The sequence below is a fragment of the Streptomyces sp. NPDC107562 genome (assembly GCF_055657325.1).
The window spans coordinates 34,317-56,796 of the sequence record NZ_JBVKBE010000007.1 but is presented as its reverse complement, the minus strand read 5'-3'; the positions used below and the strand labels follow the sequence as shown (position 1 = coordinate 56,796).

General features: G+C 72.2%; 25 protein-coding genes. 11 read left to right on the top strand and 14 right to left on the bottom strand.

What is annotated here, in order from left to right:
• The first annotated feature begins 37 nt into the window (after nt 1-37).
• Nucleotides 38-1,294 (top strand): MDR family MFS transporter, encoded by a 1,257-nt coding sequence (locus ACZ7LV_RS20530; RefSeq protein WP_471941086.1) that lies wholly within the window; start codon nt 38-40, stop codon nt 1,292-1,294.
• A 7-nt stretch (nt 1,295-1,301) separates the two neighbouring features.
• On the opposite strand, the gene ACZ7LV_RS20525 is transcribed toward ACZ7LV_RS20530, so the two are convergent.
• Complete coding sequence (locus ACZ7LV_RS20525; RefSeq protein WP_471941085.1) at nt 1,302-1,739, bottom strand: DUF2000 family protein; 438 nt, start codon at nt 1,737-1,739, stop codon at nt 1,302-1,304.
• 49 nt (nt 1,740-1,788) lie between these two features.
• Between ACZ7LV_RS20525 and ACZ7LV_RS20520 the strand changes: the two genes are divergently transcribed.
• The gene (locus ACZ7LV_RS20520) at nt 1,789-2,616 is read left to right on the top strand and encodes a helix-turn-helix domain-containing protein (RefSeq protein WP_471941083.1); all 828 of its coding nucleotides are present in this window, start codon (nt 1,789-1,791) and stop codon (nt 2,614-2,616) included.
• Here ACZ7LV_RS20520 and ACZ7LV_RS20515 read toward each other — a convergent pair.
• Both ACZ7LV_RS20515 and mshA read right to left on the bottom strand, forming a co-directional pair.
• Nucleotides 2,565-3,101: a type III secretion system chaperone family protein gene (locus ACZ7LV_RS20515; protein ID WP_471941081.1), complete on the bottom strand. Its 537-nt coding sequence runs from the start codon at nt 3,099-3,101 to the stop codon at nt 2,565-2,567. The genes ACZ7LV_RS20520 and ACZ7LV_RS20515 overlap by 52 nt on opposite strands.
• A gap of 14 nt (nt 3,102-3,115) precedes the next feature.
• Entirely contained in the window at nt 3,116-4,456 is a 1,341-nt protein-coding gene (gene mshA, locus ACZ7LV_RS20510) for a D-inositol-3-phosphate glycosyltransferase (RefSeq protein ID WP_471941080.1), read from the bottom strand.
• A 291-nt stretch (nt 4,457-4,747) separates the two neighbouring features.
• Between mshA and ACZ7LV_RS20505 the strand changes: the two genes are divergently transcribed.
• The 3 genes from ACZ7LV_RS20505 (at nt 4,748) to ACZ7LV_RS20495 (ending at nt 8,553) form a co-directional block, all read left to right on the top strand.
• On the top strand, nt 4,748-5,539 hold the full coding sequence (locus ACZ7LV_RS20505; RefSeq protein WP_471941475.1) for a class I SAM-dependent methyltransferase: 792 nt from the start codon (nt 4,748-4,750) through the stop codon (nt 5,537-5,539).
• Between the two features lie 284 nt (nt 5,540-5,823).
• Nucleotides 5,824-6,918, top strand: coding sequence for a C40 family peptidase (locus ACZ7LV_RS20500; protein WP_471941078.1), 1,095 nt, complete (start codon nt 5,824-5,826; stop codon nt 6,916-6,918).
• A gap of 285 nt (nt 6,919-7,203) precedes the next feature.
• Nucleotides 7,204-8,553, top strand: a complete 1,350-nt coding sequence (locus tag ACZ7LV_RS20495; protein ID WP_471941076.1) for a PP2C family protein-serine/threonine phosphatase — start codon at nt 7,204-7,206, stop codon at nt 8,551-8,553.
• Between the two features lie 84 nt (nt 8,554-8,637).
• On the opposite strand, the gene ACZ7LV_RS20490 is transcribed toward ACZ7LV_RS20495, so the two are convergent.
• From ACZ7LV_RS20490 to ACZ7LV_RS20480, 3 genes are all read right to left on the bottom strand, one after another.
• Nucleotides 8,638-8,970 (bottom strand): DUF2516 family protein, encoded by a 333-nt coding sequence (locus tag ACZ7LV_RS20490; protein WP_401682487.1) that lies wholly within the window; start codon nt 8,968-8,970, stop codon nt 8,638-8,640.
• A gap of 131 nt (nt 8,971-9,101) precedes the next feature.
• The gene (locus ACZ7LV_RS20485; RefSeq protein WP_471941074.1) at nt 9,102-9,707 is read right to left on the bottom strand and encodes a hypothetical protein; all 606 of its coding nucleotides are present in this window, start codon (nt 9,705-9,707) and stop codon (nt 9,102-9,104) included.
• 59 nt (nt 9,708-9,766) lie between these two features.
• Nucleotides 9,767-10,339 (bottom strand): helix-turn-helix domain-containing protein, encoded by a 573-nt coding sequence (locus tag ACZ7LV_RS20480; RefSeq protein WP_471941073.1) that lies wholly within the window; start codon nt 10,337-10,339, stop codon nt 9,767-9,769.
• Between the two features lie 127 nt (nt 10,340-10,466).
• Between ACZ7LV_RS20480 and ACZ7LV_RS20475 the strand changes: the two genes are divergently transcribed.
• The gene (locus ACZ7LV_RS20475; protein WP_471941071.1) at nt 10,467-11,060 is read left to right on the top strand and encodes a DinB family protein; all 594 of its coding nucleotides are present in this window, start codon (nt 10,467-10,469) and stop codon (nt 11,058-11,060) included.
• 68 nt (nt 11,061-11,128) lie between these two features.
• On the opposite strand, the gene ACZ7LV_RS20470 is transcribed toward ACZ7LV_RS20475, so the two are convergent.
• Complete coding sequence (locus ACZ7LV_RS20470) at nt 11,129-11,707, bottom strand: DinB family protein (RefSeq protein ID WP_471941069.1); 579 nt, start codon at nt 11,705-11,707, stop codon at nt 11,129-11,131.
• A gap of 101 nt (nt 11,708-11,808) precedes the next feature.
• Here ACZ7LV_RS20470 and ACZ7LV_RS20465 point away from each other — a divergent pair, with 101 nt between their 5' ends.
• Nucleotides 11,809-12,837 (top strand): helix-turn-helix transcriptional regulator, encoded by a 1,029-nt coding sequence (locus ACZ7LV_RS20465; protein ID WP_471941068.1) that lies wholly within the window; start codon nt 11,809-11,811, stop codon nt 12,835-12,837.
• Nucleotides 12,838-12,924: 87 nt separating this feature from the next.
• Here ACZ7LV_RS20465 and ACZ7LV_RS20460 read toward each other — a convergent pair whose 3' ends face one another.
• Nucleotides 12,925-13,275, bottom strand: a complete 351-nt coding sequence (locus ACZ7LV_RS20460; protein WP_471941066.1) for a winged helix-turn-helix transcriptional regulator — start codon at nt 13,273-13,275, stop codon at nt 12,925-12,927.
• A 55-nt stretch (nt 13,276-13,330) separates the two neighbouring features.
• On the opposite strand from ACZ7LV_RS20460, the gene ACZ7LV_RS20455 reads away from it, so the two are divergent.
• Nucleotides 13,331-14,230: an NAD(P)-dependent oxidoreductase gene (locus tag ACZ7LV_RS20455; RefSeq protein WP_471941065.1), complete on the top strand. Its 900-nt coding sequence runs from the start codon at nt 13,331-13,333 to the stop codon at nt 14,228-14,230.
• A gap of 450 nt (nt 14,231-14,680) precedes the next feature.
• Here the strand turns inward: ACZ7LV_RS20455 and ACZ7LV_RS20450 are convergent, their stop codons facing one another.
• Complete coding sequence (locus tag ACZ7LV_RS20450; protein WP_471941063.1) at nt 14,681-15,154, bottom strand: HAD domain-containing protein; 474 nt, start codon at nt 15,152-15,154, stop codon at nt 14,681-14,683.
• A 191-nt stretch (nt 15,155-15,345) separates the two neighbouring features.
• Between ACZ7LV_RS20450 and ACZ7LV_RS20445 the strand changes: the two genes are divergently transcribed.
• A complete protein-coding gene (locus ACZ7LV_RS20445) occupies nt 15,346-16,194 on the top strand; it encodes a nitroreductase/quinone reductase family protein (protein WP_471941061.1) in 849 nt (282 codons plus the stop codon).
• A gap of 73 nt (nt 16,195-16,267) precedes the next feature.
• Here the strand turns inward: ACZ7LV_RS20445 and ACZ7LV_RS20440 are convergent, their stop codons facing one another.
• The 4 genes from ACZ7LV_RS20440 to ACZ7LV_RS20425 form a co-directional block, all read right to left on the bottom strand.
• Nucleotides 16,268-17,866 (bottom strand): phosphotransferase family protein, encoded by a 1,599-nt coding sequence (locus ACZ7LV_RS20440; RefSeq protein WP_471941060.1) that lies wholly within the window; start codon nt 17,864-17,866, stop codon nt 16,268-16,270.
• A gap of 159 nt (nt 17,867-18,025) precedes the next feature.
• Nucleotides 18,026-18,904, bottom strand: coding sequence for a GntR family transcriptional regulator (locus tag ACZ7LV_RS20435; protein ID WP_471941058.1), 879 nt, complete (start codon nt 18,902-18,904; stop codon nt 18,026-18,028).
• Between the two features lie 176 nt (nt 18,905-19,080).
• The gene (locus ACZ7LV_RS20430) at nt 19,081-19,788 is read right to left on the bottom strand and encodes an HAD family hydrolase (RefSeq protein ID WP_471941056.1); all 708 of its coding nucleotides are present in this window, start codon (nt 19,786-19,788) and stop codon (nt 19,081-19,083) included.
• A 54-nt stretch (nt 19,789-19,842) separates the two neighbouring features.
• Nucleotides 19,843-20,733, bottom strand: coding sequence for a FadR/GntR family transcriptional regulator (locus ACZ7LV_RS20425; protein ID WP_471941054.1), 891 nt, complete (start codon nt 20,731-20,733; stop codon nt 19,843-19,845).
• 156 nt (nt 20,734-20,889) lie between these two features.
• Here ACZ7LV_RS20425 and ACZ7LV_RS20420 point away from each other — a divergent pair, with 156 nt between their 5' ends.
• Nucleotides 20,890-21,078 carry a hypothetical protein gene (locus ACZ7LV_RS20420; RefSeq protein WP_471941052.1) on the top strand — a complete coding sequence of 63 codons (189 nt, stop codon included), beginning with the start codon at nt 20,890-20,892 and terminating at the stop codon, nt 21,076-21,078.
• 11 nt (nt 21,079-21,089) lie between these two features.
• Here ACZ7LV_RS20420 and ACZ7LV_RS20415 read toward each other — a convergent pair whose 3' ends face one another.
• Nucleotides 21,090-21,926 (bottom strand): winged helix-turn-helix domain-containing protein, encoded by an 837-nt coding sequence (locus ACZ7LV_RS20415; protein ID WP_471941050.1) that lies wholly within the window; start codon nt 21,924-21,926, stop codon nt 21,090-21,092.
• A gap of 216 nt (nt 21,927-22,142) precedes the next feature.
• Between ACZ7LV_RS20415 and ACZ7LV_RS20410 the strand changes: the two genes are divergently transcribed.
• Complete coding sequence (locus tag ACZ7LV_RS20410) at nt 22,143-22,328, top strand: hypothetical protein (protein WP_401682533.1); 186 nt, start codon at nt 22,143-22,145, stop codon at nt 22,326-22,328.
• The last annotated feature ends 152 nt before the right edge of the window (nt 22,329-22,480 follow it).

Below are 22,480 nucleotides of genomic sequence, written 5' to 3'. Positions count from 1 at the left end.
CTCTGCTTGCGCCGCTTACAGCTGTGGGGGATCCGCGATGTCGTCAGCCACCCTGAGACGTGTCGTCCGGGAGAGCGTCTCAGGGCTCCCCCGCGAGTTCTGGTGGCTGTGGACCAGCACCCTGATCAACCGGTTGGGCGGGTTCGTGGCCACCTTCATGGCCATGTACCTGACCATCGACCGCGGCCACTCCGCCTCCTACGCCGGACTGGTCGCGGCCCTCTACGGCCTCGGCGGCGTCGTCCTCTCCCTCGGCGGCGGCGTCATGGCCGACCGGCTGGGGCGGCGGCCCACCCTGCTCATCGCCCAGTCGTCGATGGCGGTGTCCGTCGCGCTGCTCGGGTTCGTGCGGCATCCGGTGGCCATCGCCGCCGTCGCCTTCCTGGTGGGCGCCGCCTCCAGCGCCTCCCGGCCCGCGGTGCAGGCGATGATGGCGGACATCATCCGCCCCGAGGACCGGGTCCGCGCGTTCTCGTTGAACTACTGGGCGATCAACCTCGGCTTCGCGATCTCCTCCATGGCCGCCGGCTTCGTCGCCGAGGTCAGCTACCGCGCCGGCTTCCTGATCGAGGCCGGGATGACCATGGCCTGCGCGATCGTCGTCTTCGTGAAGCTGCCGGAGTCCCGGCCCGAGCGGACGGCCACGGCGAGGCAGGCGGACGCCGTCTCCCTCGCCACCGTGCTGCGCGACGGGCGCTTCATGGGCGTCGTCGGGCTGTCGTTCCTGCTCGCGCTGATCTTCCAGCAGGGCTCCGTCGGCCTGCCGATCGCCATGGGCGAGGCCGGGTTCACGCCCGCCGACTACGGCATGGCCCTCGCCGTCAACGGACTGTTGATCGTCGCGCTCCAGATCCCGGTCACCCGCTTCATCGAGCACCGCGACCCCCGGCGACTGCTGATCATCTCCTCACTGCTGGCCGGGTACGGCTTCGGCCTCACGGCGTTCGCCGGATCGGTCGCCCTCTTCGCGCTGACCGTCTGCGTCTGGACCCTCGCCGAGATCGTCATGGCACCCACCCAGACCGGCCTCGTCGTCGCCCTCTCCCCGGACCACGGGCGCGGCCGCTACCAGGGCATGCACACCATGTCCTGGTCGGTCGCGGGCCTGATCGCGCCGCTGATGTCGGGCCTCGTCATCGACCGGTACGGCGCGCAGTGGCTGTGGGGGATCTGCGCGGTGGTCGGTACGGCTGCGGCGCTCGGGTACGCCGTCCTGATGCGCCGCCTCCCCCGGCGCGAGCCGGCCGTCCTCGCGGTGCCTTCCCCGGCGAAGTCCGAGGTCGGCGCCGCCTGACCCGGCGCTACGGGTGCATCCGCGCGCCCTTGAGCGCCTTGTCCACGGCGTTGCGCGGACCGTGGACCGCGAGTCCCACGAGGTCCAGATCCCCGGTCCGCACGGCCCGTACCGCCGCCCGGTTGTCGCGGTCGTTGCCGGTGGCGAACAGGTCCGAGGTGAACACCGCGCGCGGCAGGGCGCGCGCGAGCACGCGCGCGTGGGCCGCGGTCAGCGTCTCCTTGGTGCCCTCGAAGACCAGTACCGGCTGGCGGAACATCGGCAGGTAGGGCACGCCGTCGGCGTCCTCGTAGGGCTCGCCGATCACCTCGGGGACCTCCCGGCCGAGGCCGCTGACCAGGAAGGCGGTGACGTTCAGCCGCTGCCAGGTCTCCAGGTCCCCGCGGAGCAGGACGGCGATCTTGGTGTCGAAGCGGCCGGCGCGGTCAGGTGCGGAATCGTTCATGGGAGCAGCCTGCCGACGGTCGTACGGGCCGGTCTTGTACGTTTTTTGCATGGCCCAGCAGCGGGAGGTCTCCGCCTGGCGACCGCCCGTCGCGGGCGTCGTCGAGGTCTTCCACGCCCACTTCACCGAGTACGCCTATCCGATGCACGTCCACGAGGCGTGGACGTTGCTCATCGTGGACGACGGTGCCGTGCGCTACGACCTGGACCGGCACGAGCACGGCACCCCGCACGACACCGTGAGCCTGCTGCCGCCGCACGTCCCGCACAACGGCTCGGCCGCCACCGCGCACGGCTTCCGCAAGCGGGTGCTGTACCTGGACGGCCCGCTGCTCGGCGACGAACTGATCGGGCCCGCCGTCGACGCGCCCGACCTGCGCGACCCGGTGCTGCGGCGGCGCGTCGGGCAACTGCACGCGGCGCTCCGCGACCCCGGGGACGAGCTGGAGGCCGAAAGCCGACTGGCGCTCGTCGGGGGCCGGCTGCGCGCCCATCTGCGCCCGCGGCTCGCGACCACGGGCCCGCGCACCGACCCCGCCCTCGCCCGCAGGCTGCGCGAACTCCTCGACGAGCGGGTCGTGCACGGACTGTCGCTGGACGAGGCGGGCGGGCTCCTCGAGGCCCATCCCGCCCACCTGGTACGGGCGTTCAGCGGCGCGTACGGTATCGCGCCCCACCAGTACCTGAACTCCCGGCGCGTCGAGCGGGCCCGGCGGCTGCTGCTGGCCGGCGTCCGCCCGGCCGAGGCGGCGATCGCGACCGGGTTCTACGACCAGGCGCATCTGACCCGGCATTTCCGGCGGTTGGTGGGCGTACCGCCGGGGCGTTACCGCGCGGGCCCGCCGTCCTCAGGTCCCTCGCGAGGTCCCTCGCGCTGAGTCAGGTGCGCGAAAGCGTCGAGGTTGCGGGTCGACTCGCCGCGCGCGACGCGCCACGCGTACTCCTTGCGGATCGCGGAGGCGAAGCCCTTCTCCAGCAGGGTGTTGAAGGCGCCGTCGGCGGCCTGGAGGATCTGGCCGAGCAGCCGGTCGATCTCGTCGGAGGTGACGGCGGCGAGCGGCAGCTTGCCGGTGACGTAGATGTCGCCGAGCGGGTCGACGGCGTAACTCACGCCGTACAGCTTGAGGTTGCGCTCCAGGAGCCAGCGGTGGACGGCGGGTTCGTTCTCGTCGGGGTGGCGGATCACGAAGGCGTTCAGCGACAGGGAGTGGCGTCCGGCGATCAGGGAGACCGTCGTCGACAGCTTGCGGGTGCCGGGGAGCTTGACCACGTAGTGGCCGGGCGCGGGACTCTCCCACTCCAGCTCGGCGCCCTGGAACACGCCCTCGATGACCTGCGCGGCCCGCTGCTCTGCATCGCCCATGGCGGCAGCGTACGTCAGCCGTGGTGGGCCCGGGAGCGGCGGCGGTGGGACTGCAGGGCCGCCGTGTAGACCTCCGCCGTGGCGGCCGCCGAGGCGTCCCAGCCGAAGGAGCGGGCGTGCTGGGCCGCGGCCGCGCCGAGCCGGTCGCCCAGGTGCGGATCGTCGGCGAAGTCGCGCAGCACGCGCGCGTACGCCGCCGGATCGTGGCCCTGGACGAGGAAGCCGGTCCCGCCGTCGCGCACGGCCACCGGGAGCCCGCCGACCGCGGCCGCCAGCACCGGCGTACCGGCCGCCTGCGCCTCGATGGCGACCAGCCCGAACGATTCGCTGTACGACGGCATGACGAGCACGGACGCGGCCCGGAACCAGTCCGCGAGCTGGTCCTGTCCGACCGGCGGGCGGAACCGGACGACGTCGGCGATGCCCAGCCGCGCGGCCAGCTTCTGCAGGCCCTCCGGCTTGGCGAGGCCGCTGCCGCTCGGGCCGCCCACGACCGGGACGACCAGCCGGGAACGCAGGTCGGGGCGCTCGTCGAGCAGCACGGCGACCGCGCGCAGCAGCACGTCGGGGGCCTTCAGCGGCTGTATGCGGCCCGCGAAGAGGGGGATCAGGGCGTCCTGCGGCAGGCCCAGACGGGCGCGGGCGGCGGCCCGGCCGTCGGCGGGGTGGAAACGGTCGAGGTTGACGCCCGGGTGGACCACGGCGACCTTGGCGCGGGCGGCGGCGTAGTGCCGTACCAGCTCGTCGGCCTCCTCGGCGGTGTTGGCGATCAGCCGGTCCGCGGCGGCCACGATCTGGGTCTCGCCGATGACCCGGGCGGCCGGCTCGGGGGTGTCGCCGTCGGCGAGGTTGGCGTTCTTGACCTTGGCCATGGTGTGCATGGCGTGCACCAGGGGGACGCCCCAGCGCTGGGCGGCGAGCCAGCCGACGTGGCCGGAGAGCCAGTAGTGCGAGTGGACGAGGTCGTAGTACCCGGGGCGGTGGCCGGCCCAGGCCTGCATCACGCCGTGCGTGAACGCGCACAGCTGGGCCGGGAGGTCCTCCTTGGCGAGGCCTTCGTAGGGACCGGCGTCGACGTGCCGGACGAGGACGCCGGGGGCCAGCTCCACGGCGGGCGGGAGGGCGCCGGTGGTCGCGCGCGTGAAGATCTCGACCTCGATGTCGAGGGCGGCGAGACGCTGCGCGAGTTCGACGATGTAGACGTTCATGCCGCCGGCGTCGCCGGTGCCGGGCTGGTGGAGCGGAGAGGTGTGCACGGAGAGCATGGCCACGCGGCGTGCGCGCCGGTGCCCCAGACGGAGCCGCGAGGGGGACACCGGCGAGCGGCGACCGAGCCTGCTGACGTAATGGCTCACGTGCCGTTCCTCCTCGCCGTGGGCATGCCTGCCGGAGGACGCCGGGCCCTCTGAACCTGTGCAACACCGGAGGTCGGTGCTCCATTTCCGGAGACTGGTTTTTTGCTGAATCATTACCGCGCATCGCTCAACCGTTCGAGGCTGGGGCGCGTTCTGTCCGGACCGGGGCGGAACGTCCGGCGGGACCGTCCGGCCGCTCACCCGCCGGGCGCCCCTACCCTCGTAGGTATGTCGGCCCGCACCGCTCCCCTCCCCCGCCCTCGGCCCCGTCCGGCCGGCGGGGCACCCGCCGTGGGCACGGTGACGCGCGGGACGACCCATCCGAACCGGCTGCGGCGCATGGACCGCTGGATCGCCGCCACGCACGGTCACGAGCTGCGCCGCGCCACCGCCCCGGTCGCCGTCGACCTCGGCTACGGCGCCGCCCCCTGGACCGCCGTGGAGCTCCTCACCCGCCTGCGCGCCACCGCGCCGCACGCGCGCGTGGTCGGCGTCGAGATCGAGCCCGCGCGCGTGGCCGCCGCGCAGCCGTACGCGCGCGGGGGCCTCGCCTTCCGGCACGGCGGCTTCGAGGTGCCGCTCCCGGGGCGGCCCCACCTCATCCGCGCGGCGAACGTGCTGCGCCAGTACGACGAGGCGCAGGTCGCCGGCGTGTGGGAACGGCTGTGCGCGCGGCTCGCGCCCGCCGATCCGGCGACCGGCTCGCGCGGCGGGCTGCTGGTCGAGGGGACCTGCGACGAGATCGGCCGGCGGCACGTGTGGGTCGCGCTCGGCCCGGAGGGCCCGCGCACGGTGACCTTCGCGACCCGCCTCGGCTCCCTGGCACGCCCCTCGGACCTGGCGGAACGCCTGCCCAAGGCGCTGATCCACCGCAACGTCCCCGGTGAGCCGGTGCACGCCTTCCTGCGCGACTTCGACCGCTCCTGGGCCGCCGCCGCGCCCTACGCGTCGTACGGCGCCCGCCAGCGCTGGATCCGGGCCGTGCGGGACCTCACGGCCGACTGGCCGGTGAAGGACGGTCCGACGCGCTGGCGCCAGGGGGAAGTGACGGTCGCCTGGGGGGCGTTGGCGCCGCGCGTCTGAGGCGCTTGCGCCGCGCGTCCGGGAGGTCCGCGCGCCGGGGCGCGTGAACGGAGCCCCAACGGCGCGCGCACTGAAGCCGTTCGGCCTTTTCCCTTCGTTTCCCCGGCGCGCCGGATCACACGGAACGATCTCGGTGAGTCGTTCGTCACAAAAGGCGGGGGGTTCGCCGCTCGACGGCCGGAATGGGGGAGGGAGTCACTGCCTCTGTCGTTTTGCGCCACGGCGTGGCACGATCGCCCGGGCGTTCCATGTTACTGACGGGCCATCAGTTTGGGGGCAGGGGTATGGCAAGGGGCAAGCGCGGCCTGATCGCGGCGGCGGTGACCGTGGTCTGCGCGGTCACCGTGCTGGGAGCACCCGGCGTGGCCTTCGCGGCACCCGCACCGCCCCCCGCCCCGTCCACGACCCCCGGCACGGGCGCGGTTTCGGCCCCCGCGACGAACGCGGAGCTGGAAGCGGTCCGCGAGCGGCTCGACACCCTCTACCGCGAGGCGGCCGCGGCCACCGACGCCTACAACGCGGCCGAGGAGAAGGCCGAGCGGCAGTCCGCCGAGATCGTCGCGCTGGCGAAGCGGATCGTCGAAGGCAAGGAGAAGGTCGCCGAGTTGAGGAAGCGCGTCGGCTCCGCGGCCGCCGCGCAGTACCGCACCGGCGGCCTGCCGCCCGAGGCCCGTCTGATGCTCAGCGACGACCCGGGCGAGTTCCTCGACGGCAGCAGCCGGGTCAGCCAGGGCGAGCGCGCCACCCGGCATCTGCTGCGGGAGCTGACCCGCACCCAGCAGGACTTGGAGCTGTACGCCAAGGACGCCTCGGCCCAGTGGAAGAAGCTGGAGGCGGGCCGCAAGGCCAAGGCCACCGCCCGCAAGAAGATCGAGCAGCGGATCGCGGCGGCCAGGAAGCTGGAGTCCCAGCTGGAGAAGGAGGAGAAGAAGCGCCTGGCGGAGCTGGAGGAACGGGCCGCCTACGAGGCGCAGACCGCCTGGCTGGACTCCGGCGCCCTCGACGGGATCGACGGCACGGCCACCGAGCAGGGCAGGGCGGCCGTGAAGTTCGCGACCCAGCAGATAGGCAAGGCGTACGAATGGGGCGCCGAGGGCCCGAAGACGTACGACTGCTCCGGACTGACCTCGCAGGCCTGGGCGGCGGCCGGAAGCGCCATCCCGCGTACCTCGCAGCAGCAGTGGAAGCAGCTCCAGCGCGTCGCCGTCCAGGACATGCGCCCCGGCGACCTGATCATCTACTTCGACGACGCCAGCCATGTCGGGATGTACGTGGGGGACGGCGCGATGGTGCACGCCCCGCGCCCGGGGCGGACGATCACGATCGCGGGGGCCGGTTCGATGCCGATCCTCGGAGTGGTACGCCCGCACACGGAGTGAGCGGACGGGGCGACAACGCCCCGTGAACTCCGGTGACGTGGCCCACGTGACCCACCCCACGCCCCCGCTCCGCCGAACCGCGACCGACGTGACCTTCGTCATCAGGCCCCGGGCGGCGTCCTGTCCAACTGCGATACGGATCGCGGCATATGACAGTGGCCGATCACCGAGCGGCGTGCCGCACACCATTCCGTTGCGGCGCCGACACCCGCTATGGTCCCCGTCGGTGGGTCGAGGTCCCTCGCACCCGCCATGCCCTCGGGGGGAGGGAAGGAACCCAGGACAATGCCCGTACCCGTACCGCGGCAGAGAGCGATCCCGGCCGTGGAAAGTGGTCAGGCGCAGGCCGCGCCCGCAGTCCGCGGCCTCTCCGGTGCATCCGGTGATCCCGGTACCGAGGCTCCGCGCAACGAAGCGCACAAGGAAGACAAGGCCCAGAAGACCGCCGGCACGACCACGGACACCAACCTCACGCTGCTGCTGATCGAGGACGATCCCGGCGGCTCACCGATCGTGCCCGAGCTGCTCGACCAGTCCGGCAAGCCGATCCGTATCCGTACCGCCCGCAACCTCACCGAGGCCGCGCGGCTGCTGACCGACGACGTGCACTGCATCCTGCTGGACCTCGCGCTGCCCGCACCCGGCCGCACCGACGACGGCGACGAGGAGCTGTACGTCCTGCGGCACGTGCTGGAGCTCGCGCCCCGGCACGCCGTCCTCGCCCTCACCGCGTCCGGCGACGCCGAGCGCGGCGCCGAGGCGGTGCGCGTGGGCGCCCAGGACTATCTGTTCCGCGATGAGCTGGACGGCCGGCTGCTGAGCCGCGCGATCCGGTACGCCGTGGAGAGGAAACGTTCCGACACGGCCGAGCGACGGCTCGCCGAGGGCCGGCTGCGGGCTCAGGAGAACCGTCGGCTGGAGCGCGGCCTGCTGCCCACGCCGCTGCTGCACGGCTCTTCCCTGCGCTTCGCGGCCCGCTACCGCCCCGGCCGCTCGCGCGCGCTGCTCGGCGGCGACTTCTACGACGTCGTGCGCACACCGGACGGCACCGTGCACGCCATGATCGGCGACGTCTGCGGGCACGGCCCCGACGAGGCCGCGCTCGGCGTGGAGCTGCGTATCGCGTGGCGCGCGCTGACGCTGGCGGGCCTGTGCGGCGACGAGCTGCTGAACACCCTCCAGCAGGTGCTGGAGCACGAGCGCTCCGACGACGAGATCTTCGCGACCCTGTGCACGGTCGACATAGCGCCGGACGGCCGCCGGGCCGGCCTGTGCCTGGCCGGTCACCCGGCCCCGCTGGTCGCCCGCCCCGGTCGCCCGCCGCGGCTGCTGCCGTACGAGAACAACGGCCCCGCTCTCGGTCTGCTGCCGGGCGCGCGCTGGCCCCGGATGCAGGTGGAGCTGGGCCGGGAGTGGAGCCTGATGCTCTACACCGACGGCCTGATCGAGGGCCATGTCGGCGCGGGCCGCGAGCGGCTCGGCCAGGACGGCATGGTGGAGATGATCAGCCGCCAGCTCTCCCAGGGACTGCGCGGGGAGCGGCTGCTGCGCGAGGCGGTCAACGAGGTGCGGGAGCTGAACGGCGGCGAGCTCACCGACGACGTGGCGGTCCTGCTGCTGGACCGGGTGCCGTAACGACGGCACCCGTGCGGGGCGGGGCTCCCCCGCGCCCGGCGGAGCGAGGGTGCCCTCAGGCGCCGCGGGCCCTGTGGCCGCCGCTCACCGTCCGCCGTTGTACGGGCCGTACGGGCCGTCGCTGCTCGAACCGCGGTGGGCGCGGCCCCCGCCCGGGAGACCGCGCAGGGCGGGGCGGACGTCGACCATGTACACGATCGTCGCGATGAGGCCGATGATCGGCAGGAACGACAGGATGTTGAAGATCAGGTTCACCACGAAGGCGAGCCCGAGGATGATCAGCCAGAAGGGCTTGCTCTGCTTGTCGGCCGCGCGGTAGGCGTCCTCGCGGCGCGTGGCGGCGTCGATCATCGCGAAACCGCTGAAAAGGATCAGGGCCATGCTCAGCAGCCACATGAACCCGGCGAATCCCTGCATCAGCACAACGTCCACCACCTGTATCGGCTAGTCCCTACGCGGCCACCGTACCCGCAACCGTCGGACCGCTACCCGAAGAACGGGCCGGGCACCCAAGGAGTGCCCGACCCGTTACCGTTCGCCCGTCCGTGTCACTTGCCGGACGGCGTCGTCTTCTTCGCCGGGGTGGCCTTGCGAGCGGCCGGAGCCTTCTTCGCGACGGGCTTCTTCACCGCGGCGGGCTGGGCCGGGGCGGCGGCCGGCCTGGCCGGAGCCGCGGCGGGCTTGGCCTCGGCCGGCTTGCTCTCCGGCTCGACGGCGATCGCCAGCTCCTCGATCTCCTCGGCGGCCTCGCCCCGCCAGGTCCGCACGGCCTGCTCACCGTGCTCGGCGACCTTCTCGTAGGTCTCGCGGGCCCTCACGGCGTACTCGGCGGCCATGCCGACACCGCGCAGGGCGAGGTCCTGGGCGGTCTCCCCCAGCTTCTTGATGTCGGAGTCGAGGGAGCCGATGAACTCGTTGACCCGGGTCTGGACGTTCTCCTGCGTCTCCTTGACGCGGGCGGTGGCCTTCTCCTGGACGGCCTTGGGGTCGGTGTTGCGCACGGCCTCGATGCGGGCCGGGGCCTCGTTGCGCAGCTGGTCGACGAGGCCGGGCACCTTCTTGGCCTGCTGCAGGGCGAGGTCGGCGGTGCCAGCGGCGAAGTACAGCGGCCGCGGGTCGGTGAGGGTCTTGCGCAGGTCTTCGGTGATGGCCATGGTGCTGGTCCTCCCGGTGGCTTTCTGTGAGGGTTGGGGTCCCGCCGCGTCCGCCCGGCTCAGCCGGCGGATCGCCGCCGCGGGTCGGCGTCGCTGCCGTCGGCGGCCTGGGGGTCACGTACGGCTCCGTCGCCGTCGCCGTGTCCGGAGCCGCCGCGATCACGGGGACCGCCGGGATCGCGGGCGTCGCGCCCGGCCCGGCTGTCGTCTCCGGGGCCGTCGTCGCCGCCGAAGCCGTCGTCGCTCGGGGCCTCGTCCTGCGCCGCGGACGCCTTGCCGGACTCGAAGCCGTTCTCCTTGCGGAACGACTCGTAGACCTGGAGCAGCACCTGCTTCTGCCCCTCGTTGAGCGTGGGATCGGCGAGGATGACGGCGCGCGTCTCGACCTCGTCCCGGTCCCGCTCGGCGTCGAGGATCCCGGCCCGCACGTACAGCGTCTCGGCGGAGATCCGCAGCGCCTTGGCGACCTGCTGCAGCACCTCCGCGCTCGGCTTGCGCAGCCCGCGCTCGATCTGGCTCAGATACGGATTGGACACCCCGGCGGCGTCGGCGAGCTGCCTGAGCGACAGCTGCGCGTTGCGCCGCTGTTCACGCAGATACTCACCGAGATTGCCGACGTTGAGCGATGCCATGCCTCCACCATGCCGCGCGCCGCTAACAATTGCAAGCAACCTGCTTGCAAGAGTGCGCCATGCCACTCGTACGGCAGCACCGGGAGCCCCGGGAACGCCGCCCGCCCCGCGCGGCAGACTGAGCGCCATGACCGCAACGGACGTAAAAGCCGATCTTCACTTCTATCTGCAGTCCGCGCGCGACGCCCTGCTGTGGAAGCTGGAAGGGCTCTCGGAGTACGACATCCGCCGCCCGCTCACCCCGACGGGTACCAACCTGCTGGGCCTGGTGAAACACGTGGCGAGCATGGAGCTCGGCTATCTCGGCGAGACCTTCGGGCGGCCTTCCGCCGAGCCGCTGCCCTGGCTCGACGAGGACGCCGAGCTCAACGCGGACATGTGGGCTACCGCCGACGAGTCCCGCGAGTTCGTCGTGGGGCTCTACCGCCGGGCGTGGGCCCACGCGGACGCGACGATCGACGCGCTGGCGACGGAGACCGTCGGCAAGGTGCCGTGGTGGCCCGAGGGCAATGACGAGGTGACGTTGCATCACGCCGTCGTCCGGGTCATCGCCGACACGCAGCGGCACGCCGGGCACGCCGACATCGTCCGCGAACTCATCGACGGGGCCGTGGGGATGCAGGACGGCAACACCAGCATCCCGCCGGGCGGGACGGCGTGGTGGGAGGAGTACCGGGGGCGGCTGGAGCGGGCGGCCCGGGAGGCGGACGGGGGCGTGTAGAGCGAAGGGCGCGATGAGGGAGGGGGCGGCGTACGCGCGCGTGCCGCCGCCCCCGTCCGGTTCCCGCGTCAGCCGGACGTCCGTCCGTCGAGCGTCTCGCGCAGGATGTCCGCGTGCCCCGCGTGCTGGCTGGTCTCGGAGATGACGTGCAGCATCACCCCGCGCACGCTGCGCACCGCGCCCGGCTCGTTCCACGGCGCCCGCGGCAGCGGATGCGTCACCGACAGGTCGGGGACCGAGGCGAGGGTCTTCTCGGTCACCGCGGCGACCTCGTCGTAGCGCCGCAGGATCCCGGCCAGCGTCTCGCCGGGCAGCATCGCGAACTCGTTGCCGTGGTCGATCATCCACTGCGGGACCTCGCGTGCGGTGCCGGCCGCGATGTCGGCCCAGGTGACGCCCTCGGGCAGGTCGAAGTTCATCGCCGAGGGGCCCTCGACGGCGAAGCGCAGCCATGCCTCCTCCATGGACGCGACGTGCTTGATCAGCCCGCCCAGGCACAGCGCGCTGACCGTCGGGCGCTCGCCGGCCTGCTCGTCGCCGAGGTCATCCGTCGTCCGGACGAGGGCGGCCCGCGCGTTCGCGAGGGCGGTGAGCAGGGCGGTCCGCTCGTCGTCGAGCGGGGAGGCGGAGTGGGTCGTGGCAGTCACGGTGATCGGGTCCTTCCGGGGGTCGTGGACGTGCGGTACGAGTTCACCGTCGCAGCCATAGCGGTCAGATCGTGTCCGCTACTGCGGGCAGGGTGCGGGACATGCCCAAGACCTCAGCCCGACTGCTGTCCCTGCTCTCCCTGCTCCAGGCGCGCCGGGACTGGCCGGGCGCGCTCCTGGCCGAGCGGCTGGAGATCAGCCCGCGTACCGTGCGCCGCGATGTCGAACGCCTGCGGGAGCTGGGCTATCCCGTCCTGGCCGTCAAGGGCCCCGAGGGCGGCTACCGGCTCGCCGCCGGCAGCGATCTGCCCCCGCTGCTCTTCGACGACGAGCAGGCCGTCGCCCTCGCCGTGGCCCTGCGGATCGCCACCACCGCCGGTGCCGGCATCGAGGAGGCCGCCGACCGCGCGCTGGCCACCGTCCGGCAGGTCATGCCCGCGCGGCTGCGCCACCGCATCGACACCGTGCGGGTCACCGCCGTGGACCGGCCCGGCGACCGGTCCCGACCCGCCGTCGACAGCCGCGTGCTCCTGGCGCTCGGCGCGGCCACCCACGCGCGGGAGGTGCTCCGCTTCGACCATGCGCCCGGCTTCGACCATGCGCCCGGCGCGCACGAGGACGGCGCCCCGTGCGCCCCGCGCCGGGTGGAGCCGCATCACGTGGTCACCTGGGGCGGCCGCTGGTACCTCGTCGGGTGGGACCTCGACCGCGCGGACTGGCGCACCTTCCGAGCCGACCGCATCACCCCGCGCGTCCCCACCGGCCCCCGCTTCACCCCGCGCGACCTGCCCGGGGGCGACGTGGCCACCTTCGTCACCGAGCGGTTCCACGGCTTCGGCGCGGCCGGTGGGGTGGGCGGCGCCGGTGAGTGGCCGTGCCGGGGCGAGGTGATCCTCGATCTGCCGGCCTCCGTCGTGTCCCGGCACAGCCACGACGGTCTCGTCGAGGAACTGGGCCCCCACCGCTGCCGGCTCGTCCTGGGCTCATGGTCATGGACCGGCCTCGCCGCCCTCGTCGGCAGGTTCGACGCCGGCATCGAGGTCGTCGGCCCGCCGGAGCTCCGGGACGCCTTCGCGCGGCTGGCGCGGCGCTTCGCCGACGCCGCGGGCACCCGCCGGGACGCCGGCTGAGGCAGCGATCAGCCCACCGCCGTACTACCCACTTTTTTGTGCGTACTTGGCACCGCGCGCCCCCGGGGAGAGGCTGAACGCGGGTGGTCAGGAGGCCGGCGAGGTCGCGGTGAGGCGCTCCAGACGGCGGTGGCCCCAGTCGGAGACGGGGGCCAGTGCCGTCGAGAGTTCACGGCCGAAACCGGTCAGGGAGTAGACGGTCTTCAGAGGCATCACGTCGTGCACCTCACGGTGGACGAGGCCGTCCGCCTCCATCTCGCGCAGCGCCTGGGTCAGCACCTTCTCGGTCAGGCCCGGCAGCTTCCGGCGCAGTTCGCCGGGGCGCTGCGGCCCTGACTCCAGGAGCCACAGCAGGGACGTCTTCCACTTGCCGTCGATCACCGCGATCGCGGCGGTCACTCCGCAGACGTTCGGGTCCTGGGCCTGCCTGCGCGTCATTACCGCCCCTTTTGTAATGGATTGTTCGTGTCGTTCTCAAGGGAGTTGAACAAGCATGTCCATGTACGACGACCAGTCTGCCGTCACCGTGCTCGGCCTGGGGCCGATGGGCCGCGCCCTGGCCGGCGCCTTCCTGCACGCCGGTCTGCGCACCACCGTCTGGAACCGCACCCCCGGCCGGGACGGCGAACTGGCCGCCCGGGGAGCCGTCTCCGCCCAGACGCCGGAGGAGGCCGTCGCGGCTAGCGACCTCGTCGTGGTCTGCGTGGTGAACTACGACGCCTCCGACGCGATCCTCCGGCAGCCCGCCGTCGCCGACGCCCTCAAGGGCCGCGCCCTCGTGAACCTCACCGCCGACACCCCGGCCCGGGCCCGGGACACCGCCGCCTGGGCCGCGGCGCACGACATCCGCTACCTGGACGGCGCGATCATGACGCCGGCCACCAGCATCGGCACCCCCGAGGCGGTGTTCCTGCACAGCGGTCCCGAGGAGGTGTACCGGGCGCACCGGCCCGCCCTGGACACGCTCGGCGGCACGCACACCCACCTCGGCGAGGACGTCGGACGGGCGGCCGCGTACGACGTGGCGCTGCTCGACATCTTCTGGACGGCGATGGCGGGCTACGCGCACGCCTTGGCCGTGGCCCGCGCGGAAGGCATCAGCGGGCGGGAACTCGCGCCCTTCGCGCAGGGCATCTCCGCGATCCTGCCGCCGCTGTTCGAGGAGTTCGCGGGCGACGTCGACGACGCCACCTACTCCGGGGAGCTCAACCCGATCACCTCGGCGGTCTCCTCGATGTCCCACATCATCGAGGCCTCCGAGGGCCACGGCATCGAGGCGGGCGTGATGCGCGCGGCGGAGGGCCAGGCCCGCCGCGTCATCGGCCTCGGCCACGGAACGGACGGGTTCATGCGGGTGACAGATCTGCTGAGCGGGGGCGCGCACCGGGCGTGAGCGCCCGGGAGGCGGGCCGCGACGCCTGCCACGGCACCTCACCTCCGGGAAGCGGACCCGCGCGCCCCCTGCCACGGCCGTCACCCCCGGGAAGCGGGCCGCGCGGCCCCGCCACGGCCGTCACCTGCGGGAAGACAGGGCGCGCGTCCGCTGCCACGGCCCTCACCTCCGGAAAGCGGACCCCGCGACCCCCGCGACGGGCCTCACCTCCGGAAAACAGGCCGCACGGCCCCCCGCCACGGACCTCACCTCCGAAAACAGGCCGCACGGCCCCCCGCCACGAGCCCCCCACCTTCGAGAAGCGGACCCCGCGACCCCCGCCACGAGCCCCACCTCCGGGAAGCGGACCCCGCGCCCCGCCACGAGCCTCACCTCCAGAAAACAGACCCCGCGACCCCCGCCACGGACCCCACCCCCGGAAAACAGACCCCGCGGCCCCCGCTGCGGACGTCACCCGCGGCCCACCCACCCCGCCACCGCCGCGAAGTCCGCCAGCGTGAGCCCCACCCGGTGGTTCACGCGGTGCAGCAGGGCCCGGCCGGGGTGGTGGGCGTTCACCCAGTCCCGGTCGGACGCCCTGATCTCGTCGTCCAGCCACACGAAGGGCCGGCCCGCCGCCCAGGCCACGAGCGGTCGGGTCTTCCAGTGCAGCGGTCCGGGCCGCCCGGCCTCCTCCGGCCAGTCCACGGCCGGGAGCGGGGGCAGACCGAGCCAGGGCGCCATGACCTCGTTCGCCTCGTCCAGCCAGGTCGTGGCCCACACCAACTCGCAGCCCAGCGCCCGCAGCCGGGGGCCGAGCGCCGGATCGACCCTATTCAGCAACGGGTTGTCGACGCTCCGGCCGGGCGGCGTCCCGTACACCGGATAAGGGTCCGCCGACCCGAAGGGCAGCAGCGTCCCGTCGATATCCAGGAAGAGAAGCATCGTGCCTAGGCTACTGTTCCTCTCATGACTGCCGGGTTTGCGGCCAAGTGCCGCGAGCGAGTTGGGTGCCCGGCCTCTGAATGAGGCTGAGGCGGGCCAGGAGTCCGCCGCTCTCTCTCCGCGCGATCACGCGCGTTCGTCCACCGATCACCAGTGACGAGCAGGGCCGGAGAGAGAAGAGAACACCCAGCATGCCCAACGACACCATCGACGACTTCAACCATCAGGTCATCGAGGAGTTCCGCGCCAACCGGGGCCGCGTCGGCGGCTATTTCGAGGGCGCCCGACTGATCCTCCTCACGACCACCGGCGCCCGTACGGGCGCCGAGCACACCACCCCCGTGGCCTACCTCCCCGACGGCGGCGACCGCATCCTGGTCATCGCCTCCGCGGGCGGCGCCCCCAGACACCCCGCCTGGTACCACAACCTCCTCGCCCATCCCGAGGTGACCGTGGAGAGCGGCGCGTTCACCTACCAGGCGCGCGCCGAGGTGCTGAGGGGCGCCGCGCGCGACGAGGCCTTCGCGCGTGCCGTCGAGACCGACGCGGGCTGGGCGGAGTACCAGGAGAAGGCGGGCCGGGTGATACCGGTGGTGGCGCTCCACGAGATCGCCGGCGGCCCGCCCCGCATCGCCGCCGGCTCCATGGGCGAGGCCATCAAGGTGGTGCACGACGCCTTTCGGCGCGAACTCGCCCTCATCCGGCGCGAGATGGACCAGGCCGCCGACAACAGCGGTCGTCTCGGCGCCCAACTGCGCGTCAACTGCCTCACGTTCTGCCACGGACTGCACAACCACCACACCGGCGAGGACCTCGGCCTGTTTCCCTTCGTCGCCGACCGCCACCCCACGGCCGCGCCCACCGTCGAGCGGCTCCGCCAGGAGCACGAGCGCGTCGCCGCCCTGGTGGAGGACCTGCGCACGGCGATCGGAACGGAGGATCCGGCCACCGCCCGCTCGGAGGTCGCACGCCTCACCACCGAACTGGAGGCGCATCTGACCTACGAGGAGGAACACCTGATCCCACTGCTCGACGCCTGACACACCCCTCGCGCGCGACCCGTCCGACCGCGTCGCCCTCTCGCCCCCCGCGCCGCCCTACCGGCGGCGCGGGTCAGGCGGCGTCGAGCAGACGGGTCGTGCGCCTCAGGGTGTGCGCGTACCGGTCCGCCGCCTGGCGCACGGCCGGTACGTCGAGGCTCGTGCCATGGACGATGCGGTCCAGGTCCACGTACGCGGAACGCACGATCTCGATCAGCTGGTACACCCGCCGGTCGCGCTGCCAGCCACGGCTGTGCTCGGGGCCGACGCGCTCCTCCCAGCGGGCGAACATGCGCTGCCGGATCTCGCTGCGCGCCGGTGTCAGATGGAGGTGCCGGACGAGGTCGTGGAGGGGATCACCGATCAGGGCCATCTCCCAGTCGATGAGGGCGATTCCGGTCCCGTGGCGGGGGTCGTCGGTGCGGACGAGGTTCCAGGGGTTGAGGTCTCCGTGCAGCAGCGCCGGCCGACGGGGGGTGACTCGGTGGCGGGCGAGCAGTTCGGCCAGTCGCGGCGCGTCGGGCAGTCCCAGGCGCCGGGCGGCGAGCAGGGTCCGCTCCGGGAGCCCGGCGACCATCGTGGCCACGCGGTCGGCGAGCCAGGGGTGGAAGTCGCGTGCCGCGTGCGCGGCCAGCGGGTCGAGGGTGGCGCAGTCGAGTGCGGTCAGCGCGCAGAGCTGGTCGACGAGCAGATCCGCCTCGTGCGGCAGCAGACCCTCCACCGGGTGCACTGAGGTCCGTCCGTCCGGGGCGGGTTCGCCGGGCAGCGGGCCGAGATAGGTGAGGACCGCGAACGGCTCGGCGGGCTCGCTTTCACCCCGCGCCAGGACCCTCGGTGCCGCCACCTCCACACCGGCCTCCTCGATGGCCCTCAGCACCGGGTACTCCTCCAGCGTCGTGAAAACGCTCTCGTGGCGGTGGGCCGGGGCCGCGTCACGGCGTACGAGGACCGCGCCGAAGCCCGGGGCGCGGACCACGGTGTTGCGATGGGCGGTGCCCCGGAACACGTGATCGGCGCTCGCACGGTCCTCGGCGGCCAGCACGGCGCCCACCAGGTCGTGCGGGAAGTCGGCCCGCTCCGGCATACGCGGGTCGGGGACGAAGGGAAGGGCCGCGGCACCGCGACGGCCGAACCAGTGGCGCCGGACCGTCTGTTCGGCCGCCTGCCGAGCGTGCGGGACCAGGGGGACGCCGGGCCGGTCCGGCGGATCGGTGAGCGGGGCGGGTTCGGCCGCCGCGGCACGCAGCGCGCGGTGCGGCGACGAGGCGGCCAGGCCGAGATACGCCTCGGGGTCCGGGCCGGTGGCGAGGTACCGGGCGGTATGCATCACAGCCCAGTAGACGGACTGCGCCCACTCGAAGTCCACATGACGGCGAAGATCTCCTTCCAGTCCGTCGGCCGCCCGGGCCGGCTCTGCGGAGACGGCCTGCGTCCACGTCCGGAAGACCTCGCCCCAGCGGGCTTCCGGATACCGCGTGCGGACGAGATGCGTGGCCAGGTCGTGCAGGGGATCGCCGTACGCCGCCGTCTGCCGGCCCGCGCGACCGGGCACCGGCGGGCCGGCCGCCGGAACCATCAGGTCGCAGCGGTGCGCGTCGGCGTGGAGGAGCCGGTACGGCAGAACTCCGGGTGCGTTCCCTGCTGGGGGGAGCTCGTAGAGGCCGGGCCACATGCGGACATCGACGGCCGCCGGTCGGAGGCCGCCGGGCAGGCAGTCCCATCTGTGCGCGCGCGGTACCACCAGTCGTCGCTCCTGTCACGCAAGGATGACGGGAGGACCACCATAGCCGTGAGAAGGTGCCGTTCCGGGGCAGATCACCTGACGATTGGTTTACTTGGCGAGGTTCTTCCACAGGGAGTCGAACCAGGCCTGCGTCCCCTCCACGAGCAACGCGTGGTTCGGATCGTCGCTGTCCTTGACGAAGTGCGTGAACTTGGCGATGAGGCCGAGGGCGTCGAGTGCCTGGATCTCGGTCTCCAGCCTCTTCAGGACCAGCGGTCGTTCACCCACCACGTAGTAGGCCTGGAGCATCTCCTCGCCGTTCATCAGGTAGACCTTCAGCGGCGGGGTCAGGGGCACATGACGGATCTCCACGTCGACCGTCTCGACCGACCCCCGGGCCTTGAAGGTCAAGAGCCGCCCCTTGACCTCACCGGAATGCCACTCGGCGAGTTCCCGCTGGCGCTCGCGCATCGCGTCCCGGTACTGCGGGTCCAGCGACTGCGGATACGGCATGTCCAGCTCGGGGTCGGGAAGCATCATCCGCAGCACGATCCGCTGCGGGGCCTCCAGCTTGCCGCGCTGGATGCGCTCGTCCAGTCTGCGGAGCTGGTTGTTCAACGACTCGGCCGTGAGCGTGAAGACGTCGAGGGTGACCTCCGCGCGGGCGAAGGCCTGGTCCATGAACCACTCGAGGCTGGCCGGCTGACCCGACTGGTCCGTCGACCGCGCCGAACGGATGCCCTCCGGGACGCGGATCACCCGCGTTCCGCTGCCCTGCCGCCGCTCCACCCAGCCTTCGTTGGCCAGCTCCGTCAGCACGCTGCGCACGGTGTCCCGGGCCACGCCGAGCTCGGCGGCCAGGTCACGCTCCGCCGGCAGCAGGCTGTGGAGCGGGTACTCACCGTCGAGCAGACGGCTCCGCAACGTCGACATGACGTCGTCGAACCGCTGCCTGCGCCCGGTCGTACCGCTCCGCTCATCGCTCACCCTACGACCCTACCGCCATTCCTCCAATAGCGGACCTCTCTCCACCACTTCACCCAACCATCACCGAAGAATGGTTGGGGATGAGCGCCAGAGGGAACCAACCAATTAGACCAACCAATCCAATTGGTCGGGGAGTTGACGGACAGCCAGGGGTGAAGGGGGTGACCATGCGAGCGTCAACCGGCGCTGAGTACGGACAACACGTCCTGCAGAGTGGGCACCAGATACCCGGCCCCGGCGTCACGCAGGATCTTCTCCTTGCGCTCGTTGCGCACGTACCCGAGGAAGCCGACACCGGCGCTGCGCGCGGCCATCAGGTCCGTGGGCGCGTCACCGATCATGAGGGCGTCCTCCGGCGCGGCACCCAAGGCCCGCAGGGCCTGATCGAGACAGTGCGGGTCGGGCTTGAGCAGGCTCAGGTCCCGGGAGCGGCCGTAGACATGGGGGCCGAAGACGCTCTCCAGGCCACGTCCTGCGAGGTACTGCCGCGCCGCGCGGGGCGAGTTGTTCGTCGTCACGGCCAGGCCGGCGCCCTGAGCCGCCCAGGTGCGCAGGAGCCGATCGGCGTACGGAGTGGGTGCGGCGCAGGCGGCGGCCTTCAACTCCTCCTGGGTGAGCCGCTCCTCCAGCGCGGCGACGACCGCGCCGGGACGGGGGTGGCGGCTGTCCACGGCGCGCAGGACGTCCCAGGGGTCCGTCGACCACTGCTCCTCGTCCGTGAGCAGGTCACGCAGGCCGCGCGCCTCCAGCCAGCCGACCAGCACGCGCGTCACGTCCTGCGCGGAGTGCCCGGCGAACAGACGGCAGATCGGACCGTCGAAGTCGAAAAGCACGTACCGGGCACGCGTGATCAGTCCCGGGAGGTTCTCCGTGTGCGTTGTCACCGGTTCAGTCTGCGACACGATGGGGTGGTCGCGCGGCCACTGGGTCCCATGACACTACTCCGGGGTCAACTCGGAGGTGACGGTGCTCCAGAGCGCGTCGAACCACTGCTGCGACTGCTCCACGAAGGCCGCGTCACGGCGCCCCGTCTCCTGCTCGAAGGAGAAGAGGAGGGCCTGGGTGCCCAGGACGTCGAACATCTCCTGGGACGCGATGTCGTCGGCGGCACGCCGCGTGACCATGTAGTACGCGATCAGCGCCTCGCGGCCGTTGAGCAGGTACAGCTTCACCGGAGGGGTGAAGGGGAGCGCGCGGAAGGTGACGTTCACGTCGATGCCGTGCGTGGCGCGCAGGGCGCGAAGGTTGTGCCTCAGGACCTGGACCTGGGCGTTGCGCATCATCAGCCAGCGCTGGTGGACCGGGTCGCCGTCGCCGCTGTCCTCGACCGAGGTGGGGAACGCCAGGTCGATGTCACGGGAGGGCAGCAGCACCCGGACGTCGATCGACTCCGGGCCGAGCCGCCCTTCGTGGATCGCCCGGAGCGGGTCCCCGAGGGCCAGCATCATCGTTTCAGCGGTCAGACAGACGGCGTCCACGCGTACGTGACGCGCGGAGAACGCTTCCGTGAGGCGGGGGCCGAGGCCGACCATCGTCGGCTGCGGCTCCCGCCAGGCGGGTTCCGGTTCCGCGATGCGCGGCGGGCTGCCCTTGCTGACGTTGCTGAGGAGCCCGTCGCTCTGGAGAGCGGAGAGGGCCTGACGGACCGCGCCGCGCTCGACGCCGAACTCGTCGGCGAGTTCGGCCTGGGTGGGCAGCCGGTCGCCCGCCTTCAGCCGTCCGTCCCGGATCCGCTCCCGCAGGGAGTCCGCGATCTCCTGAGGCGTGGACCTTCTGCTGCCGACCACCGTCGCCATCTCCTCCCGCACCCGGAAACCGAAGGGCTGCATCCCACTTGTAGGGGGTGCCCGGAAAGTTGTTTATCCATCCCTGCCAAGTTGGAACAACTTAAGCAGAGTTGGTTCCAACTGGCGCCAAGTCTGCACAGTACTCGACCACTTCTGCTGAAGGGGGGTGTTCCCTCCCCATGTCAAGGAGACATCACCGTGTCATGGATCAAGCCCGCCGCCACCGTCTTACTCCTCACCGTCGAGGAACTGGCCCGGTGGAGATACGGCACCACAGGCCTCGTCGCGCTCGCCCTGCTCCTCATCGGGCTGCAGCGCCGCAACCACACCTGCAGCGCGATCGGCGCCGTGGCGCTCAGCCTCTCGGTCACCGGGCCGGCGCTGTGACCCGGGCGCGGTCAGGCCCCCAGGTCCAGTTCCGTGCTGATCGTCTCCCAGAGCCGGTCGAACCACAGACGGGACTGTTCCACGAAGGACTTGTCCCGCACCCCGCCGTCACCCTGCCGGAAGGCGAACAGCGGCGAGGAGCCCCCCTGCACCTCGTACGTCTCCGGGCCCTCTCCAGCAGTGCCCTCCGCACGCCTGCTGGGCGTGTAGAAGGCGAAGAGCGCCTCGGTGTCGTTCAGCAGGTACAGCTTCACCGGAGGAGTGAAGGGCAGGGCGCGGAAGCGCACCTGGACGTCCACGCCGTGTGTGGACCGCAGCGCCGTCAGATTGTGGCTCAGCACCAGGCCCTGGGCGTTGCGCAGGGCAACCCAGCTCCGGTGCGCCGGGGAGTCGCCGCCGGGGTCGACGGAGGCGGGGAAGGCGAGGTCGATGTCCCGGGACGGCAGCAGAACCCGCAGGTGGACCGTGGCCGGTTTCGGCGCCCCGGTGTGCAGTCGGCGCAGCGGTTCGCTGAGGGCCAGGCTGAGCGAGGCCGAGGTGAGGCACAGCGCGTCGATCCTGACGTGCTTGGCCTCGAAGGCGGCGGCCACCCGGGCGGGCAGTGCGGCCAGGGTGGACTCCGGCTGCGCGGCGGGGCCGAAGAAGGCCGTCGCCCCGTCGGGCGCGACCGTCGCCGGCGCCCCGCGGGACACGTTGGTGAGCAGGCCCTCCGACTGCAGGATGCGCAGGGCCTGCCGGACGGTGCCGCGCTCCACGCCGAACTCCTCGGCCAGGGCGGCCTGGGTGGGCATGCGCCGGCCCGCCTGGAGCGTGCCCGACCTGATCCGGCCGCGGAGCTCGTCGGCCACCTCCTGGGGCGACAACGGGGCCCTTCCCCGTTCGTTCACGGCTACTTGTTCCGACGTCACATCGGAACCCTACAACTTTGAGCCATCTTGGGGCAGTTGCCTGACAGATGGTTACCGGACACTTCAAAGACGCCCCAACCGGGAATAAGTTGGCAACCAACTGAACGAATGTGGTTGCACTTTCCGATGGTTGGTAGCGCTGGAAGGACGCACCCCATGCCGTTCATCGCTCTCGTCGTCGCCGCCCTCGCCATCGGATTCGAGCAGTTCGTCCAGTCGAAGCTCGGCGCCATGGGGATCATCGCCCTCGTCGCCATGACCCTGGGCATCAAGGCCAAGAACATCACTCTCGGCGGCATAGGAGCAGTGATCCTCGTGTTGCTGCTCACCCAGTCCGGCTGACCGGGCTCCCTTCCGGAGGGGAGCCGGGAGCCTGGTCAGTCTGCACAGAGACAACTGAATACCGACAACTGAATACCGACAACCGAACAGCGGCACGTGCACAGTCACAACTGAACAGCCACAACTGAACAGGCACCACGAACCAGGCACAG

Excerpts from the sequence above, each read along its gene's own strand:
- ACZ7LV_RS20530 (WP_471941086.1), top strand. The coding sequence starts at position 38 with ATGTCGTCAGCCACCCTGAGACGTGTCGTCCGGGAGAGCGTCTCAGGG.
- ACZ7LV_RS20525 (WP_471941085.1), bottom strand. The coding sequence starts at position 1,739 with ATGAACGATTCCGCACCTGACCGCGCCGGCCGCTTCGACACCAAGATC.
- ACZ7LV_RS20520 (WP_471941083.1), top strand. The coding sequence starts at position 1,789 with ATGGCCCAGCAGCGGGAGGTCTCCGCCTGGCGACCGCCCGTCGCGGGC.
- ACZ7LV_RS20515 (WP_471941081.1), bottom strand. The coding sequence starts at position 3,101 with ATGGGCGATGCAGAGCAGCGGGCCGCGCAGGTCATCGAGGGCGTGTTC.
- ACZ7LV_RS20500 (WP_471941078.1), top strand. The coding sequence starts at position 5,824 with ATGGCAAGGGGCAAGCGCGGCCTGATCGCGGCGGCGGTGACCGTGGTC.
- ACZ7LV_RS20495 (WP_471941076.1), top strand. The coding sequence starts at position 7,204 with ATGCCCGTACCCGTACCGCGGCAGAGAGCGATCCCGGCCGTGGAAAGT.
- ACZ7LV_RS20490 (WP_401682487.1), bottom strand. The coding sequence starts at position 8,970 with ATGCAGGGATTCGCCGGGTTCATGTGGCTGCTGAGCATGGCCCTGATC.
- ACZ7LV_RS20485 (WP_471941074.1), bottom strand. The coding sequence starts at position 9,707 with ATGGCCATCACCGAAGACCTGCGCAAGACCCTCACCGACCCGCGGCCG.
- ACZ7LV_RS20480 (WP_471941073.1), bottom strand. The coding sequence starts at position 10,339 with ATGGCATCGCTCAACGTCGGCAATCTCGGTGAGTATCTGCGTGAACAG.
- ACZ7LV_RS20475 (WP_471941071.1), top strand. The coding sequence starts at position 10,467 with ATGACCGCAACGGACGTAAAAGCCGATCTTCACTTCTATCTGCAGTCC.
- ACZ7LV_RS20465 (WP_471941068.1), top strand. The coding sequence starts at position 11,809 with ATGCCCAAGACCTCAGCCCGACTGCTGTCCCTGCTCTCCCTGCTCCAG.
- ACZ7LV_RS20460 (WP_471941066.1), bottom strand. The coding sequence starts at position 13,275 with ATGACGCGCAGGCAGGCCCAGGACCCGAACGTCTGCGGAGTGACCGCC.
- ACZ7LV_RS20455 (WP_471941065.1), top strand. The coding sequence starts at position 13,331 with ATGTCCATGTACGACGACCAGTCTGCCGTCACCGTGCTCGGCCTGGGG.
- ACZ7LV_RS20450 (WP_471941063.1), bottom strand. The coding sequence starts at position 15,154 with ATGCTTCTCTTCCTGGATATCGACGGGACGCTGCTGCCCTTCGGGTCG.
- ACZ7LV_RS20445 (WP_471941061.1), top strand. The coding sequence starts at position 15,346 with ATGCCCAACGACACCATCGACGACTTCAACCATCAGGTCATCGAGGAG.
- ACZ7LV_RS20440 (WP_471941060.1), bottom strand. The coding sequence starts at position 17,866 with ATGTGGCCCGGCCTCTACGAGCTCCCCCCAGCAGGGAACGCACCCGGA.
- ACZ7LV_RS20425 (WP_471941054.1), bottom strand. The coding sequence starts at position 20,733 with ATGCAGCCCTTCGGTTTCCGGGTGCGGGAGGAGATGGCGACGGTGGTC.
- ACZ7LV_RS20410 (WP_401682533.1), top strand. The coding sequence starts at position 22,143 with ATGCCGTTCATCGCTCTCGTCGTCGCCGCCCTCGCCATCGGATTCGAG.